The organism is Bacillus sp. B1-WWTP-T-0.5-Post-4 (assembly GCF_009183795.1).
GTDB lineage: Bacteria > Bacillota > Bacilli > Bacillales > Bacillaceae_G > Bacillus_A > Bacillus_A cereus.
The window spans coordinates 432,382-449,831 of the sequence record NZ_WEIJ01000001.1; the positions used below are offsets into that span (position 1 = coordinate 432,382).

Here is a 17,450-nt window from a genome sequence, read left to right on the forward strand (position 1 = left end):
ATCCTCTTTCCTCAAATATATTTCATTATCTCACAGCCCGTCCTTTTCACAAATAACCATTTTGTTCGCACCATTTATGAAATTGTCCTACGTCTACTCCAACTAACACGATATCCTTTAGCTCTACATCAATGACTTGTTCTCCAATTACAATAGCAAACTGCGATGCTAATTTTGTCTCGTTTTTCTTTACAATTCCAATTCGGTTCCGATGCGGTCCATCTTTTATATATGCTTTTTGTCCTACAATATCAAAGTTCAAAATTCTCACCTCTTTTACTGCGCTCAAATTGGAAATACGATCTCCACCTCGGAAAATTTCCTTTCATTGCACTATTTCTCTATATATATGACGAAACAATAAAAGAGTCCTTCCTTCTTTACAATTATTTTTTCTTTGTTTCATTTTTGTGATTGAAACGTAAAGTTTATAATAAAATACACTTGGAAGCGCTTTCTATGTAATTTTTTATGTTATAATATATAAGTAGAACTTCGTAAAGAGGGTTAAAAAATGAATACAAAAATGATTAAAAAAGTAATTGAAGCATTAAAAGTATATGGCTTTCAGGATGTATCATTCTGTGACAAAATGAAGCAATTTTTATTTCATAACGAAACCGATATTATGAGCGGCTATGCAGAAATAACATATAGTAGTCAATTTGAAAAATTCAACGTACAAATTCATCCAATTGAAACGCATCACCAAGCAGAGTTACAAGAGATTGAAAGACATATACAAGCTTGTATAAGAAAAGTGGAATATTTAAACGCACTTCTTACCGGGCAGACAAAACTAGATGATAAAATTATTATTATGTAAAAAAAGAACGTGATCCAATCACGTTCTTTTTTCATTATACGTTCATCTTTTCCTTTAGTTGTAATCCTGTAACAGATTCTAATACATCCATCGATTCTCCAAATGTCATATCAAAAATTGTCTTGTCCTCTATGTATGGAAACTGTCTGAAACGCTTTTCTAACACCTTCACAGCATCTGATGTAAAATTTGCACTATCAATGCCAAATTCTGTTTCAAGAAGAACGATCCAATCTAACACATGAAAACCTAATCCATTGACGAATGAAATCAATTTTTCTTCTGGGTTTGAAGATAAGAATACTTGGCGTTCCATCTCACTAAAAAGTTCTTCTCCTAAGATTTCAGCTAACTCATCATCATGTTCACGTTCAACAAGTTCTTCGTAGCCGTAATCATCCACAAGCTCTTCTACTTCTTCACTATCCTGACAAAGCAATTGACTAAGAAGTGCCTCTTTCTTAAATTCACTATTTTGTACGACTTCTAAAAAGCTCGTTTCCCATCCATTTTCTAATTTCATATTATGTACTCCTTTATATACGTTTCTTATCATCACTGTACCCAAAAGATCACTTTTATAACCTTTTAGGTAGTTACTATTATTTCACATGATTCATAACATAAGATGCAAACTCAGCTACATCTCCTTCAAAAATATTTATTTCTGGCAAGTGATAGAACGTTGTTTGGAGCGGGTTTCCTGCATGATATACATATATCGTTTTCTCTAGTGCAATCGCCATTCCAAACTCTGTATGGCTCCCGTTTCCGCCATCTAATATAAGTAAAAATACATCCGCTTCTTTTACAGCATTTTGTTCTGCCTGACCAATTTCTCTTAATTGTTCTTCATTCGCTGCTCTTTCATTTTTGGTCCAATCATATGTATGGTGCCATCCTGCATGTTTCAGTTCATTTGCTACGGAACGTACAAGATGTTTATTTTGGAAACCTGAGGCGATATAAAAATTCATTTATATACACTCCTTCATTATGTATGGGGAAACTCCTTTTTAGCGTTATTTGTTATAGCTACAATAAAGAACAACTTCAAAAAAAATCCCCATCTTTAAAACTTATTTGCGTTTAAATGATGGGATGCTTCATGGTCTTCTTTTATTTTTTGTTTTTTATAACTTTCATCAGCTAACATTTCTAGTTCAGCTGTTATCTCTGACTTTTCAAGCTCTCTTTCTTGCGAAAATTTCCTTGAAATATAAACAATAACACTACCAACGTACAACACAAAGCATATAATAAGTGCAGTATTTTCATAGAGACTTAGCTCCAACACAGTCACTCCTAATCCATTCGTATTTTCACGCCTCATTAATTGGAATTTCCCTATTAACCCATTTGTTATCCCGCTATTTGAGGGCAGTAAGACTCCCTCCTCAAAATTCAGTAACAGTAAAGAAGTTAGATGTGGGATGCACCCAACTGATTAAAGTTTCACTTTATTGTAACATAAAAATATCAATTCTTGGAATCTTTCACCCTACTAAAAGAGGCATGATTGTTTCATCATGCCTCTGAAATATTTTGAATGATTGTTTTAATTGCTTCTTTTCCATTATATTTTTTTAGTGCTGTTTTATACTTCTCATTATTTTGACTTAATTCTTCGACATACTTTATAAGAGATTTTATATTTACATCTTCTTCATATAATACGGAGGCATATCCTTGTCTTTCAAAGGACTCTGCATTTAATATTTGATCTCCACGGCTTGCAAATTTCGATAATGGAATTAAAACCATCGGCTTTTGTAATGTTAAAAATTCAAAAATTGCGTTGGAGCCCGCGCGTGAAATAACAAAATCTGTTACCGCTAATATATCTGGCAGTTCTCCATGTACATATTCAAATTGTCTATATCCTTCTTTATTTTGTAAACTTTCATCAAGGTTACCTTTTCCGCAAAGGTGAACAATTTGATATTTTTTCAGAAGTTCTGGTAACGCGGATCGAACCGTTTCATTAATTTTTTTTGCGCCCAAACTTCCTCCCATGATTGTAATAACTGGCTTTTTACGTGAAAAGCCTAAAAATGCTAAACCTTTTTCACGATTTCCCTTTAGTACTTCTTCACGTACAGGAGATCCTGTATAAATTACTTTTTCTTTCGGTAAATGTTTCGCAGCTTCTTCAAATGTAACAAATATTTTCGAAGCAAAACGAAGCGCAATTTTGTTTGCTAGTCCTGGCGTCATATCAGATTCATGTAATAAAACTGGTACTCTATTTAGCCATCCGCCAATTACGACTGGTACAGATACGAAACCGCCTTTTGAAAAAATCACATCTGGTTTTAGTTTTCGAATTCTTACATACGCATCCATAACCCCCTTCATTACAAGAAAAGGATCTTTTATATTTTTTAAATCAAAATAACGACGTAGCTTTCCACTCGAAATACTATAGTAGGGAATGCCTTCCTTTTCTATAATCGTTTTCTCAATACCTTGGTGAGAACCAATATAAGAGATATCCCAGTTGTCTTCCTGTAAATATGGGATAATGGCTAAATTAGGTGTTACATGTCCTGCCGAACCGCCACCTGTAAAGACTATTTTCTTCATACGTCTCCCCCTTCTAGACTATAATACACTAAAATATCTTGCCTCAGGGTGAGAAAATACCATAGCCGTTACGGACGCTTCTGGCTCCATCATGAATCCTTCTGTTAATGAAATACCTATTTCCTCTGGATGAATTAAGCGAAATAGCTTTTCTTGATCTGCAAGTTCTGGACACGCCGGATAACCAAATGACACTCGTATTCCTCTATATTTCGTACGGAAACGTTCTTCCATCGTCAGTTCAGGTGAGTCCGGAATGCCCCAGCGGTCACGAATGAGCATATGTGTTTTTTCAGCAAGTCCTTCCGCTAATTCAAGCGCTAACGATTGAATGGCATGACTACGTAGGTAATCACCTTTCGCCTTCCACTCTTCAGCAATATCCCGAACTCCTTCCCCAACCGTAACAGATAAGAAAGCAACATAGTCCATCTCATCTCCTATTGGGCGCAAATAATCACCTAAAGTACGATAGGGAGCCTTTCCTTGTCTAGGGAATGTGAAACGCTCTATAACACGCGTATGATCTTCTGGATCATATATTACAATGTTTTGTCCGTCGCTTTGCGCTGGGAAAAATTGATACACTGCTTTCGGCTTTAACCAAGATTGTCCTTCCTGCAATAATTCATCTATTAAATCATTTAATTCATGTGCTCTCTTATCTCCCTCTTTCAAAAGCTTCTTCACATTTCCTTTTAATCCAAGGTGATGCCCAAGTAGCATTTGTCTATTCAGAAATGGTGCGAGATGAAGGGCGGGAACATCTCGTAATACAATTCGTTTTGTTGAATCAGGCACCATAACCTCTGATTTTGGTAATGGCTCAATTACTGCTGGAATTTCTACTTTCTTCTCCTCTTTTTTTACGATATGAAGATGACGTTCTTTTTTATCCTGCTTCATCTTCTCACGCTCTTCTTCTTTTTGAAGCTTATTAATAATATCGAGCCCCGTCATCGCATCACTCGCATAACAAACGAGTCCTTTATATGATGGTGAAATCCGATTATCTGTAAACTTTCTCGTTAACGCTGCACCACCTACAACAATGGGCACATCAATATTTGCCGCTTTTAAATCTTCAGCAGTCGTTACCATTTGTTGCGCTGATTTTACTAATAAACCTGAAAGGCCTATAATGTCCGGCTTCTTTTCTTGTACTTCTTGAACAATTCGATCCGAACGTACATTAATTCCTAAATTAATAATCTCATATCCGTTATTCGCTAAAATAATTTCAACGAGATTTTTCCCAATATCATGCACGTCACCTTTTACAGTTGCTAACAATACTTTCCCTTTTTTCGCACTATCACTAGATTCCATATGTGGCTCTAAATAGCTTACAGCGGCTTTCATACTTTCGGCACTTTGCAATACTTCAGCAACAATAAGTTCATTATTATTAAATAGTCGTCCTACCTCGTCCATCCCTGTCATAAGCGGACCGTTAATAATATCAAGAGGTTTTCTTCCTTCTTCAAGTGCAAGACTTAAATCCTCGTGTAATCCTTGTTTCGTACCTTCTACAATATAATTTGCTAGTCTTTCATCAAGCGTTAACGTTTCTTGCACAACGACATCTTTCTTTTTAGCAACTCGGTAAAAGTTTGTAAATTCTTCTAACGTCTCTTTCGTCGTTTCAAACAGTAATGCATCTGCAAGGCGTTTTTCTTCCTCTGGAATCGACGCATAGCGTTCTAATTTTTCCGTATTCACAATCGCGTAATCTAATCCTGCTTTCGTAGCATGGTATAAAAAAACTGAATTTAATACTTCACGTCCAGCCGGTGGTAAACCAAATGATATGTTACTTACACCTAAAATCGTTAAACACTCTGGTAACGCTTCTTTAATAAGGCGAATTCCTTCTATAGTCGCTGCCGCTGAGCCAATATATTCTTCATCACCTGTCCCTACTGGAAACACAAGTGCATCAAAAATAATATCTGACGGGCGTATCCCATACTTCTTTGTAAGTAATTCATAGCTTCTTTTCGCAATTTCTATCTTTCGTTCCGCACTAACCGCCATACCGTCTTCATCAATTGTTCCTACAACTATAGCGGCACCATACTTCTGAAGAAGCGGTGTCACTTTTTTAAATCGTTCTTCTCCATCTTCTAAATTAATTGAATTAATAACAGCTTTTCCTTGAATATAAGTAAGAGCTCGCTCCATCACATTTTCATCTGTTGAATCAATCATAATCGGTACTTTTAAAACTTTCGTAACTTCTGCTAAGAAGTTTTCCATATCTTCTATTTCATCGCGATCAGGATCTGCCATACAAATGTCAATAATATGAGCATTTTTCTTCACTTGCGCTCTTGCCACTTCAGCAGCCTCTTCAAATTTCCCTTCTGCTACTAAGCGTTTAAATTTACGTGACCCAATAACATTCGTTCTTTCACCTACAAATAACGGTCTCATAGACTCATCATATTGCAGTGCTTCTAATCCACTAATTCCATGTCCTTCTCTCTCATGATGGTCACGAGGCCTAAGAGATGCTAGCGCGGATTTCATTGCTTTTATATGTTCTGGTGTCGTGCCACAACAACCACCAATAATATTAACCCATCCTTCTTCAGCAAATCGCTTCACCTTTTCAGCAAGAGAAGATGGAGATTCATGGTAATGTCCATCTTCATCAGGAAGACCTGCATTTGGATAACAAGAAATGTAACACTCCGATAAATCAGATAGTGAACGAATATGGTCCCTCATAAACTCCGGACCAGTCGCACAGTTTAACCCAACAGATAATGGTTTCATATGTTCTACTGATAAATAAAAAGCTTCAATTGTTTGCCCAGCCAGAGTCGTTCCCATTGGCTCAATCGTTCCTGAAATCATAATAGGAACCGTTTTTTTCAGTTCTTCAAAAGCGGCTTGAATTCCAATATAAGCTGCTTTCACGTTACGCATATCTTGACTCGTCTCAACGAGTAATACATCAACTGCTCCTTTTAATAATCCTCGTGCCTGCCTTGTATAAGCCTCAATCAATTCTTCAAAAGTCACACCACCTGTAACACTAATTGCTTTCGTTGTTGGTCCCATCGCTCCCGCAACATATACTTCCTTCCCGCTTTCTTTAACAGCTTGCTTCGCCAAAAGTGCTGCCTTTTCATTTAGTTCTTCATCTAAATGAGACAGATCATAATCACTTAGTACAATATTCGTTGCCCCAAATGTATTTGTTTCAATAATATCCGCTCCAGCTTCAATATAAGCTTTATGAATCTTTAAAATAACGTCTGGTCTTGTTTCCACTAAATATTCATTACAGCCCTCGTACTCTTCTCCTCCGAAATCTTCAGCAGTTAAATCCTCTTGCTGAATCATTGTCCCCATTGCACCATCTAATATTAAAATGCTATTTTTTAATTTTTCTTCTATACACTTCATCAATTAATACCTTCTTTCACTTCTTGCTTTTCTCTTACATATTTAACAAGATGTTCTGTAATTTCATACTTTAAAAATGGTGTAATAAGATAAATACCATTAAAATATTTCATCGCTGCGTCGACCAATTCTTGTGAAATGCGGATCCCTTCCTCAATTGCTGCCTCTTTCGTTTCATGTCCATCCATTCTCTCTCTTATTTCTTCAGGAAGAGTAATACCCGGCACCTCAAAATGAAGAAAATCTGCATTCCGCTTACTTACTAACGGCATAATTCCAATAAAAATAGGTTGTTCCAAATGCTTTGTCGCTTCATACACTTCTTCAATTAACTTGATATCGTAAATTGGCTGAGTTAAAAAATACTCCGCTCCAGCATCTATTTTTCGTTCCATTCGCTTAACCGCTGCTTTTAAGTGCCTCACGTGAGGATTAAATGCGCCGCCTACAGAAAACCTTGTCGCCGGTCCAATTGATTTCCCTAAAATTGAACGTCCATCGTTCATTTCTTTAATCATTTTAATAAGCTCAATAGAGGATAAATCATATACAGAAGTGGCACCGGGAAAATCACCAACGCGCGCTGGATCACCAGTTAAAGCTAACACTTCTTCCATCCCTAACGCCGATAAACCTAACAAATGTGATTGTAGTCCAATGACGTTATGATCTCTACACGTTAAATGCGTCAATACTGGGATATCATGCTTCGTTAATAACGCACCCATCGCCATATTAGAAACACGAGGCGATGCTAATGAATTATCTGCTAGAGTAATAGCATCTGCTCCCGCTCTTTTTAACGCTCTTGCTCCTTCAAAAAAACGCTGTGTATCTAACGTTTTCGGTGGATCTAATTCCACTACAACTGTCGTTTGTTTTTTCGCTTTCTCTGCTAGAGTGACGTGAGCCTTCGAACGTTTCTCATGCGTATGAACGACTTTCGGCCTTTGAATCGTGTCTTTTTCTATTACAGGGGTAATATTCGCAACAGCGCGCTTCATACTTTGAATATGTTCTGGAGTCGTACCACAACAACCACCCAATAACCGAATACCTTGCTCAATAAATCTCGGTGTCATCGCTTCAAAATAAGCTGGGCTTCCCTCATATACGTAACGTCCATCCGCATAATTCGGGAGGCCTGCATTTGGGTATGCTGATAAATAGCCATTTTGAGGAATCGATATCATTTTGAAAGCTTCCGTCATATGAAGCGGCCCTAGTTGACAATTCAACCCAACAACATTTGCACCGTAATCTATAAGTTGCTTTAATATTTCATTGACATCATTTCCATTTTGAGTCGTACCTGCTTCATGTAACGCTAATTGCGCAACAATTGGAATATTCGTTTGCTTACGCAATACTTTAACGGCATGAAGTAATTCAAATTCATCGTAAAAAGTTTCTAATAGTAATCCATCAACCTGTTCTTCTAGTAAAGCCCCTGCCTGTTCAAGTAACATAAACTCTCTTTCCATATCAGTCGTTGTAACAGCTCCGATATGTTTCATACCACCAATTGTTCCTAAAATTGCATTTTTATCTGTCACAGATGCTTTCGCCAGTTTTACTGCCGCTCTATTAATTTCTGTAACTTGATTTTCTAAACCATACATACGTAATTTCGCCTCATTTGCTCCATACGTATTCGTTTGAATTACATCTGCTCCAGCAGCTACATATTGTTTATGAATCGATATAATTAAGTCTGGATCAGATACATTCAATTCTTCAAAGCTACTTTGCAAACCATGTGAATGCAATAACGTCCCAACCGCACCATCACCTATTACAATTCCTTTTGATAATAAATCTAGTAATTTCACGACTCTCCCTCATTTCTATCAATATAAAAACCCCCTCTTCACTTTGAAGAGGGGGACATAATCGTTCCTCCTCTTATTATGCAAAACATTCGTTTTGCAGGTATTAGCACCGTTTCAAACATTTCGTTTGAAGGTTGCCGGGTTTCACAGGGCCTTTCCCTCCACCGCTCTCAATAAGAGTTGTCTTTATTATTTTATTTATGTAGCTAAAAGGAAATGCGTTCCCCTTTTAACAATGTTTGTTAATTTTTTAATAAATTTAGCATGCACAAAAGTAAAAGTCAATGACACTTGCGGAAAAATAAAAATTATTTAAAATAAAGTTGCAATTCAGTTATATTTTATTGTAAAGTTAAAAACATAATAAAAATTTCATACGAACATTCTTATCTAGAGAGGTAGAGGGACTGGCCCTGTGACGCCTCAGCAACCATTAACATTTTGTTAATAAGGTGCTAATTCCAGCAAATTGTGAAAGATTTGACAGATGAGAAGAAGACTCTATTCAAACCGAAAGCCTTCTTCTTAGAAGGCTTTTTTTATTTTATATTCACTTAATGTTTCAATTTAAAAAGGAGGAATTTTCACATGTCAACAATCGAAACAAAACTAGCACAAATCGGAAATCGCAGTGAAACTACAACTGGAACGGTTAATCCACCAGTTTATTTCTCAACCGCTTATCGTCACGAAGGAATTGGTAAATCTACTGGCTTTGACTATTCACGAACTGGCAATCCAACTCGCGGTCTTTTAGAACAGGCGATTGCAGACTTAGAATATGGCGAACAAGGTTATGCCTGTAGTTCAGGGATGGCGGCTGTTCTCCTCGTCCTTTCTCTATTCCGCTCTGGAGACGAACTTATTGTATCTGAAGATTTATACGGGGGAACGTATCGATTATTTTCTGAGCATGAAAAAAAGTGGAATGTTCGATGTAGATACGTAAATACACAGTCTATTAAACAAATTGAGCAAGCTATCACAACTGAAACGAAGGCTATTTTCATAGAAACTCCAACTAATCCATTAATGCAAGTTACTGATATTGCTGCTGTCGCAACTGTAGCGAAAAGGAACGGACTACTTCTTATTGTAGACAACACTTTCTACACACCTTATATACAGCAACCATTAACAGAAGGTGCTGACATTGTACTTCATAGCGCAACGAAATATTTAGGGGGACATAACGATGTACTAAGCGGGCTTGTCGTTGCAAAAGGAAAGGAACTTTGCGAGGAAATCGCTCATTATCATAATGCATCAGGTGCAGTTTTAAGCCCATTTGACTCATGGTTATTAATTCGCGGTATGAAAACGTTAGCGCTTCGCATGAGGCAACATGAAGAAAATGCGAAAGCAGTTGTTGCGTATTTAAATGATGAGGACGGGGTGACAGATGTATTTTATCCAGGAAGAGGTGGCATGATCTCATTCCGCCTTAAAGATGAAGCTTGGATTAATCCATTCTTACAATCTTTATCCTTAATTACATTTGCCGAAAGTCTTGGTGGTGTAGAAAGTTTAATGACTTATCCAGCAACGCAAACACATGCTGATATTCCTGAAGAAATTAGAACAGCAAACGGCGTATGCAATCGTCTTCTTCGATTCTCAGTTGGCATTGAAAATAGTAACGATTTAATTCAAGACTTAAAGCAAGCCATTAAACTCGTAAAAGAAGGTGTAAGAATATGAGCTATTCTATAGATACACTCTTACTACACAACCAATATAAACACGACTCGCAAACAGGCGCTGTGAACGTTCCTATTTATAATACATCAACTTTTCACCAGTTTGATGTAGATACGTTCGGAAAATATGACTATAGCAGGTCAGGAAATCCAACTCGTGAAGCTCTTGAAGATATCATTGCTTTATTAGAAGGCGGAACAAAAGGATTCGCCTTTGCATCAGGCATTGCAGCGATTTCCACTGCATTCCTCCTTCTTTCACAAGGTGATCACGTACTCATTTCAGAAGATGTGTACGGAGGCACTTACCGAGTGATAACTGAGGTACTCTCCCGTTACGGTGTTTCACATACATTTGTTGATATGACCAATTTAGAAGAAATAAAACAAAACATTAAACCAAATACAAAGCTCTTTTATGTAGAAACACCTTCTAACCCACTTTTAAAAGTGACAGATATTCGCGAGGTTTCTAAACTCGCAAAATCTATTGGCGCTCTTACTTTTGTTGATAATACATTTTTGACACCACTATTCCAAAAACCACTTGAACTTGGAGCTGATGTCGTTCTTCATAGTGCTACAAAATTTATTGCTGGTCATAGTGATGTTACTGCCGGATTAGCAGTAGTAAAAGATTCAGAACTCGCTCAAAAGCTTGGATTTTTACAAAATGCATTCGGTGCTATTTTAGGACCTCAAGATTGTTCTCTCGTACTTCGCGGTCTAAAAACATTGCATGTACGCCTCGAACATTCAGCTAAAAATGCCAATAAAATCGCACATTATTTACAAGAGCACTCTAAAGTAAAAAATGTCTATTATCCGGGATTACAAACTCATCTCGGATTTGATATTCAACAATCTCAAGCAACATCAGCTGGAGCGGTCTTATCGTTTACTTTGCAGTCAGAAGATGCACTCCGCAAATTTTTATCAAAAGTAAAATTACCTGTTTTTGCAGTTAGTTTAGGAGCTGTAGAGTCAATTCTTTCTTATCCAGCAAAAATGTCACATGCAGCACTGTCGCAAGAAGCTCGTGATAAAAGAGGAATCTCTAATTCATTACTTCGGTTATCAGTCGGTCTTGAAAATGTTAACGATTTAATATCCGATTTTGAAAATGCCCTTTCTTATGTAGAAGAACCTGTAAATGCATAGAGAAAAAGAAGATATGAGATTAGGTTTTCATATCTTCTTTTTATGCGGTTTAGTTATATTCATTTGAATTTCTTCTTTTCTTATAGTCCATAAAAAATAAAAGTATATCATCTATTTCTAAATAATGGATTAATTGATATATTAAGAAATAAAAAGGGGTGAAAATAATGGATACTTGTGCAGATATTTTAATCGTTATCGATTTACAAAATGGCGTATGTTATAGCGAGGAGCATTTATTTGATTTACAGAACTTACTAACAAAAGTAAATAAAAGAATTTCTTCATATAGAAAATTAAATAAACCAATCTTTTTGTTCAACATTGTGATGATGATTTAGTACCCGAGAAAGAACTTTGGGCTATTCATACCGATCTAGATGTTCAAGAACAAGATTTTTTTGTAAGAAAAACACATGCAAATTCATTTTATAAAACAAACTTAAAAGAAATTTTAGATCAATTATCTGTAAATCGCATTGAATTTTGTGGCGCCCAAACAGAGTACTGTATGGATGCAACGATTAAGTTTGCCCACGGACTAGGATACGAAAACTTTATGGGACAGAAAACAACCTCTACGTTGAATAATCCTTTTATGTCCGCAAAAGAGACAATTGATTTTTATGAGAACATATGGAATCACAGATTTTTAACGTTGCTAAAAGATGAATTTTAGAATAAATGACTAATGACTTGATCATCCTAAGATTTATCAGCCGTAATCAAATATTTCATTATCACCATAAAGAAGCGAATGACATTCAGCTTCTTTTCTTTTAACCTGTTTTATATTCTATATATATCATTATAATTCCTTTGTCATATTATTTTAAAAATTTCGTATATTCATTTGAAAGAATAAGAAAATCATGATAAAATTGTGTTACAAATATATCTATATCTTTCAATTTTTAAAACGCATCGAAATTTTCACCCAAAAATGTCATTTTACAAAAACATGCTAATTTACCTATTTTATTTACATCCGGGTCTCTTTTCTTACAATTTCTTTACTTTAGGACTTTTTTTCTGCAACAACTATTTTCTTTTCTTTAAATTTTTGGTATGTATAGTATGGTATAATAGCTCACACGGAGGTGGAAAAGAACATGTTAGAAACCTTTCAAAAAGAATTAGAACTATATGAAAGTAATGCAGAATTATTAAAAGTGCTAGCTCATCCTGTTCGTTTATGTATCGTAAAAGGATTAATCGAGCGCGGTCCAAGCAACGTTTCTACAATGTATACTGGCTTAAACATGCCACAATCTACAATTTCACAGCATTTAGCAAAATTAAAAAGCGCTAAAATCGTTTCTAGTGAAAGAAAAGGATTGGAAATTTATTACAAAGTAGAGAATGAAACAATCATTCAACTCGTTCGTGTATTATTAGGTTAGGGACTAATAATCGCAGAAAAAGAACGTATTCTATATTTTTTATCTCATATCTTTAATATAAATATATATCATGAGAGGAAATATATAATACTACATAAGTCGTATTAAAAAACAAGACACAGTATATACTGTGTCTTGTTTTTTATATTGTTACATACTGATCCAAATGTAAATGTTGCATATCTTTTGTATGTATAACAACATCAAACGAACTCCCTACTCCTCCATTTAAAATCATAGAACGAACTGCTCGATTTTGTTTTTGCGTTTCAGAAAAAGGATTCGTATCTTGATGGCTCGTAAGCTGTTCTAATATCCCTGCAGCTAACAAGAACTCAGATTGTTTCTTATGCCATACTGCACTCATTCCTTGCATACTAAACATCTCCTTTAGCTCGTCCCAATGAACATGAGTAGTAAGATCCATTTCACCTGGATGCGCTAGTGGGTTACGCATTAGCTTATGCTGATAATATCCTCGCAAACTTCCTTCGCGGTGTGCTGGATGCATCCATTCTTCTTTTGTGTATCCGTAATCAACTGTAATACATATACCTTTTTGAAACCATTTCGAAATTTCTTTTATATACTCTTCCATAACAATTGGTACTTCAAAACGTTGCCCTTCAGCAATATGAATATTATATTTCAATAAATAGCGACCAATTCTTTTATTTAACGGCCTACATACTTCTGAAAGGTTTCCTTCCTCTGTATATGTAATACGTACTTCATACAATATACCATTTCTTTTCTCAATTACTTCAACAGGAAATGCATCAAACAACTCATTCGAAAAAAGAATTCCCTCGAAAGAATCTCCCATTTCACTATAGGAGGTATAGTACGATACATTAGAAAATGAGCCAAGTTGCTCCTGCTGTAATTTCCTATGAAAAGGGCTCACTTCAATCATTGAATAGTTTAAATTAATAAAGGTGTTTGGAGATAATTGCTTCCATTCTTGTAAAACATCATAGGCAAACTTCCCTGTTCCCCCACCAACCTCACAAATATTCGAAGCAACTTCACCATTTTCAACAAGACGAATAAAAAGTTTAGCAAAAGTTTTTGCAAAAACAGAGGATACATTGCTACTTGTAAAAAAATCCCCTTGTCTTCCAATCTTTTCACGTTCTTTCATATAATATCCATGACCCTCCGTATACAATACAAGGTTCATATACGTACTATATGAAATTGAATAATCCTTTTCTTTCCCCATCCATTCTCTTAAAATGAGCTCCATTCCCATAATGACTCCTTATTGTAAAAACGGATTATTTTCTTTTTCAAAGCCAATGCTTGTTTCTGGACCATGTCCACATAACACCGCTGTTTCATCTGGTAATACAAATAATTTCTCTTCAATACTTCCAATTAATTCAGCAAAACTTCCACCAGGCAAATCTGTTCTTCCAATGCTCATTTGGAACAATACATCTCCTGAGAATACAGCATTCGCTTCTTTACTATAATAAGAAATACTTCCTGGAGAATGTCCTGGTGTCTCAAAAATTTCAAAATTAAATGATCCAATTGTTAATGTACCTTCTGCATCAATAATATGATCCGCTGGTTTTGCTGTAATACTGCGGTTCATCATAAAAATTTGAGAGCCGTTTACAGTTGCATCTCCTAACCAATCTGCTTCTTCTTTATGTACGTACACAGGAATATGAAAAGCGTCTCTTACGGCATCAACAGCACCGATATGATCAAAGTGAGCATGTGTTAATAAAACAGCCAATGGTTTTAATTGTTCTTCTTGTAAATATGTAACGAGCTTTTCACCTTCATGACCAGGGTCAAAGATAATGCACTCTTTTTGATCGTTCATTAAAATATAAGCATTTGTTTGTAATGGGCCTAACGGCATTTGTATCCATTTCATATGAAAATCTCCTCCAGTTGTTAAACTTACTTTTAATGATACAACATTTCTTTCTCTGAGGAAAAGAAAGGATGCTATCTCGACAATTATTTTTAAAACATGTACAATATAAAAGAGTAAATATTCCAAAAACTCATAATAAGAAATGGGTAGACAGAGGAGGATATTGTATGGGCCTTGTTATTATTTTTACACTTGTCACTCTGTTAGCTGTATTTGCTACGCTTAGAACACTTCGTGAAAAAAACTTTTTCGCGAGCGGCTTTGCAATTGCAACTGTACTCGTTTTCGGATGGTTTACGATCATGACTGTTCTATATAACGGGTATCCACCAGCAGCTTAATTCGTTTACACTTTATTCTTCATCGAGATTTTACACAAAAAGAGGAAGGGTTCCCCCTTCCTCTTTTCATATTTCACAACTTATATCATCTTCGCTTCGTATTTGTGCTTTTTTACAAGCCAAGCTCCTCCGATAACACCTGCATCATTACCAAGTGTTGCAATAGCTAACTTCGTGCTCTTTACAGCACGTGAGAAAGCGTATTGCTCGAAATAGCGTTGAATTGGTTCTAATAACGCATCTCCAGCTTTAGACACGCCTCCACCAATAACAATTTTCTCTGGGTTCAATGTACTAGAAAGGTTCGCTACAGCTAATCCTAAATAAGAAGCTACTTTTTCTACTACTTCACCTGCTAATTCATCACCTTGTCCAAGTGCTTCAAAGACATCTTTTGATGTAATACGTCCTTCTTCAGCTAACATAGAACGCAACATGCTCTCTTTATTAGTCTCTTGTATTTTTTGCATAGCAACACGTACAATACCTGTCGCAGATGCTACTGTTTCTAAGCAACCAGACTTCCCGCAATTACATGGAAAAGCATTTTCTGTAACGACTGTAATATGTCCAATCTCACCAGCAGCACCACTCACGCCGTGTACAATCTCACCATTGGCGATTACACCACCACCAACGCCCGTACCAAGTGTCATACAGATTAAATCTTTTGCACCTTCACCAGCACCTTTCCACATTTCACCAAGCGCTGCTAAGTTTGCATCATTATCAATAACAACAGGTAATCCTGTTTCTACTTCTAATAAATCTTTTAGCGGATAGTTTTTCCATCCTAAATTAACCGCTTCATAAATCATTCCAGACGCCACATGTACAGGACCAGGAGCTCCCATACCAATACCAATTAATTTGCTCTTCAATTCGCCTAATTCTTCTAGCTTTTTATCAATTGCTTTCGCAACATCAAGTGTAATATGTTTTCCTTGCTCACCTGTATTCGTAGGGATTTCCCACTTATGTAAAATTTCACCGTATACATTAATAAATGCTAATTTAATCGTTGTACCACCAAGGTCAACACCAACTAACCATTTCTCTTCCATGTTGCTTACCTACCTTTATCTAATTCTTATTTAGCTCTTTTTGAATTTCTTGCTTCAATAAAAATAAAGCTGTTTGATAGTCTTGTGGATCGATTAGCTGTGATTGATTTAATTCACGCAATTCATCTTGCATTAATTGTAAATCTGCAATTCGATCTCCCGTATAAATAATCGTACCAAATTTCTTTAGCAATTGCTGAATATCATAAATAGATACCATTTCATCACCCTCTATGCTCACTTACTATAAAAAATTATAATAAGAAAACGTTCACATATTTTATTATAATCAAGAAGAAAAAGTCTCGTCAATTTTTATTTGTCTATACAAGCTTATTTATAAGCAGTGTTCCTTTTTCTGTAATAATTTTTTCTATGTTTTTATCAAATGGCTCTACTGGAATGTGTTTTACCATTTGAAAATCATACGCTAATGACAGCGTTTTCCCTTTATAATGCACGAGATAACGATCATAATAGCCACCGCCATACCCAATTCGCTCTCCTCGTTCTGTATAAGCTACGCCTGGGACAATTTGAAGATCAATTTCATCCATATTCACTTCTTCCGTAAGCCCGGGAATCGGTTCACGTAAATTCATATACACCGTTTCTAATTGATCAAAATTATTAATTTGCCGGAAGGACATCGTTCTAGTTCCTTTATTACACTTAGGAACTACAACTTTCTTTCCTTCTTCCCAAGCTTTTTCGATAATAGGATATGTATTCACTTCATTTTCCATTGAAAGAGTAATTCCAATTGTTTTAGCTTCAACCCACTCTTTTTGCGCATACAACGAAAATGCAATCTGTTCTGATAAAGTTGTATACTGTTCTTCTGATAAAGAATTCATGTGTTCTATTATTTGTTTACGTAAACGTACTTTCTCTGCTTTCACACATTCTCCCCCTTACAGTGACACTTTACTCTATGCTGATAGTGTATCACTTTTAACATAGGAATCGAATAAAAAAAGAAACAGTAGGAAAATATTCCTACTGCTTACTTTGTTTCACGGTGTAACGTAGACTTCTTGTCACGCTTGCAATACTTTTTAAGCTCGATACGCTCAGCGTTGTTACGTTTATTTTTCTTTGAGATATAGTTACGATCTCCGCATTCTGTACATGCTAGAGTAATATTCACACGCATTCTTATTTCCCTCCAGTACTAATAACTTAAATCAGACTATACTATAATACCACTTTTAAAATAAAAA

At 35.8% G+C, this 17,450-nt stretch carries 18 protein-coding genes, 1 pseudogene and 2 riboswitches; of the genes and pseudogenes, 6 read left to right on the forward strand and 13 right to left on the reverse strand.

The features are described from left to right. Nucleotides 1-46 precede the first annotated feature (46 nt). Nucleotides 47-262, reverse strand: coding sequence for a DUF3912 family protein (locus GBN91_RS02420; protein ID WP_001008327.1), 216 nt, complete (start codon nt 260-262; stop codon nt 47-49). 252 nt (nt 263-514) lie between these two features. Between GBN91_RS02420 and GBN91_RS02425 the strand changes: the two genes are divergently transcribed. Further along, nucleotides 515-826, forward strand: coding sequence for a hypothetical protein (locus tag GBN91_RS02425; RefSeq protein WP_152121230.1), 312 nt, complete (start codon nt 515-517; stop codon nt 824-826). A gap of 34 nt (nt 827-860) precedes the next feature. Here the strand turns inward: GBN91_RS02425 and GBN91_RS02430 are convergent, their stop codons facing one another. From GBN91_RS02430 to GBN91_RS02455, 6 genes are all read right to left on the reverse strand, one after another. Beyond that, nucleotides 861-1,349 carry a hypothetical protein gene (locus tag GBN91_RS02430; protein ID WP_000764267.1) on the reverse strand — a complete coding sequence of 163 codons (489 nt, stop codon included), beginning with the start codon at nt 1,347-1,349 and terminating at the stop codon, nt 861-863. 79 nt (nt 1,350-1,428) lie between these two features. Then, a complete protein-coding gene (locus GBN91_RS02435) occupies nt 1,429-1,803 on the reverse strand; it encodes a nucleoside 2-deoxyribosyltransferase (protein ID WP_001012345.1) in 375 nt (124 codons plus the stop codon). Between the two features lie 95 nt (nt 1,804-1,898). Beyond that, nucleotides 1,899-2,159, reverse strand: coding sequence for a DUF3966 domain-containing protein (locus tag GBN91_RS02440; protein ID WP_001250699.1), 261 nt, complete (start codon nt 2,157-2,159; stop codon nt 1,899-1,901). 194 nt (nt 2,160-2,353) lie between these two features. Then, nucleotides 2,354-3,412: an undecaprenyldiphospho-muramoylpentapeptide beta-N-acetylglucosaminyltransferase gene (murG, locus tag GBN91_RS02445; protein WP_152121231.1), complete on the reverse strand. Its 1,059-nt coding sequence runs from the start codon at nt 3,410-3,412 to the stop codon at nt 2,354-2,356. Between the two features lie 18 nt (nt 3,413-3,430). Beyond that, on the reverse strand, nt 3,431-6,829 hold the full coding sequence (gene metH, locus GBN91_RS02450) for a methionine synthase (RefSeq protein ID WP_000649674.1): 3,399 nt from the start codon (nt 6,827-6,829) through the stop codon (nt 3,431-3,433). Then, complete coding sequence (locus tag GBN91_RS02455) at nt 6,829-8,661, reverse strand: bifunctional homocysteine S-methyltransferase/methylenetetrahydrofolate reductase (protein WP_152121232.1); 1,833 nt, start codon at nt 8,659-8,661, stop codon at nt 6,829-6,831. Before GBN91_RS02455 ends, metH begins: the two co-directional genes overlap by 1 nt. Before the next feature lie 70 nt (nt 8,662-8,731). Continuing rightward, a riboswitch (SAM riboswitch) is annotated at nt 8,732-8,841 on the reverse strand. A 203-nt stretch (nt 8,842-9,044) separates the two neighbouring features. Further along, nucleotides 9,045-9,155: riboswitch (SAM riboswitch) on the forward strand. A gap of 94 nt (nt 9,156-9,249) precedes the next feature. On the opposite strand from GBN91_RS02455, the gene metI reads away from it, so the two are divergent. From metI to GBN91_RS02475, 4 genes and pseudogenes are all read left to right on the forward strand, one after another. Further along, nucleotides 9,250-10,362, forward strand: a complete 1,113-nt coding sequence (metI, locus tag GBN91_RS02460) for a cystathionine gamma-synthase/O-acetylhomoserine thiolyase (RefSeq protein WP_000103897.1) — start codon at nt 9,250-9,252, stop codon at nt 10,360-10,362. Next, the gene (gene metC / locus GBN91_RS02465; protein WP_000122299.1) at nt 10,359-11,522 is read left to right on the forward strand and encodes a cystathionine beta-lyase; all 1,164 of its coding nucleotides are present in this window, start codon (nt 10,359-10,361) and stop codon (nt 11,520-11,522) included. The genes metI and metC overlap by 4 nt, the downstream gene beginning before the upstream one ends. 167 nt (nt 11,523-11,689) lie before the next feature. Then, a pseudogene (locus GBN91_RS02470) lies at nt 11,690-12,201 on the forward strand (cysteine hydrolase family protein). Between the two features lie 433 nt (nt 12,202-12,634). Continuing rightward, the gene (locus GBN91_RS02475; protein WP_000894377.1) at nt 12,635-12,925 is read left to right on the forward strand and encodes an ArsR/SmtB family transcription factor; all 291 of its coding nucleotides are present in this window, start codon (nt 12,635-12,637) and stop codon (nt 12,923-12,925) included. A gap of 142 nt (nt 12,926-13,067) precedes the next feature. Here GBN91_RS02475 and GBN91_RS02480 read toward each other — a convergent pair whose 3' ends face one another. After that, on the reverse strand, nt 13,068-14,180 hold the full coding sequence (locus GBN91_RS02480) for a class I SAM-dependent methyltransferase (protein ID WP_000525152.1): 1,113 nt from the start codon (nt 14,178-14,180) through the stop codon (nt 13,068-13,070). A gap of 9 nt (nt 14,181-14,189) precedes the next feature. Further along, on the reverse strand, nt 14,190-14,819 hold the full coding sequence (locus tag GBN91_RS02485; RefSeq protein ID WP_000871225.1) for an MBL fold metallo-hydrolase: 630 nt from the start codon (nt 14,817-14,819) through the stop codon (nt 14,190-14,192). A 170-nt stretch (nt 14,820-14,989) separates the two neighbouring features. On the opposite strand from GBN91_RS02485, the gene GBN91_RS02490 reads away from it, so the two are divergent. Then, on the forward strand, nt 14,990-15,163 hold the full coding sequence (locus GBN91_RS02490; protein ID WP_000524852.1) for a DUF2759 domain-containing protein: 174 nt from the start codon (nt 14,990-14,992) through the stop codon (nt 15,161-15,163). A gap of 80 nt (nt 15,164-15,243) precedes the next feature. Here GBN91_RS02490 and glcK read toward each other — a convergent pair whose 3' ends face one another. From glcK to rpmG, 4 genes are all read right to left on the reverse strand, one after another. Beyond that, on the reverse strand, nt 15,244-16,227 hold the full coding sequence (gene glcK, locus GBN91_RS02495) for a glucokinase (RefSeq protein WP_000391701.1): 984 nt from the start codon (nt 16,225-16,227) through the stop codon (nt 15,244-15,246). Nucleotides 16,228-16,246: 19 nt separating this feature from the next. Further along, nucleotides 16,247-16,447, reverse strand: coding sequence for a YqgQ family protein (locus GBN91_RS02500; RefSeq protein WP_000253699.1), 201 nt, complete (start codon nt 16,445-16,447; stop codon nt 16,247-16,249). Nucleotides 16,448-16,550: 103 nt separating this feature from the next. Then, the gene (locus tag GBN91_RS02505; RefSeq protein WP_000642750.1) at nt 16,551-17,129 is read right to left on the reverse strand and encodes a 5-formyltetrahydrofolate cyclo-ligase; all 579 of its coding nucleotides are present in this window, start codon (nt 17,127-17,129) and stop codon (nt 16,551-16,553) included. 104 nt (nt 17,130-17,233) lie between these two features. Further along, nucleotides 17,234-17,383: a 50S ribosomal protein L33 gene (gene rpmG / locus GBN91_RS02510; protein ID WP_001265616.1), complete on the reverse strand. Its 150-nt coding sequence runs from the start codon at nt 17,381-17,383 to the stop codon at nt 17,234-17,236. Nucleotides 17,384-17,450: the final 67 nt, after the last annotated feature.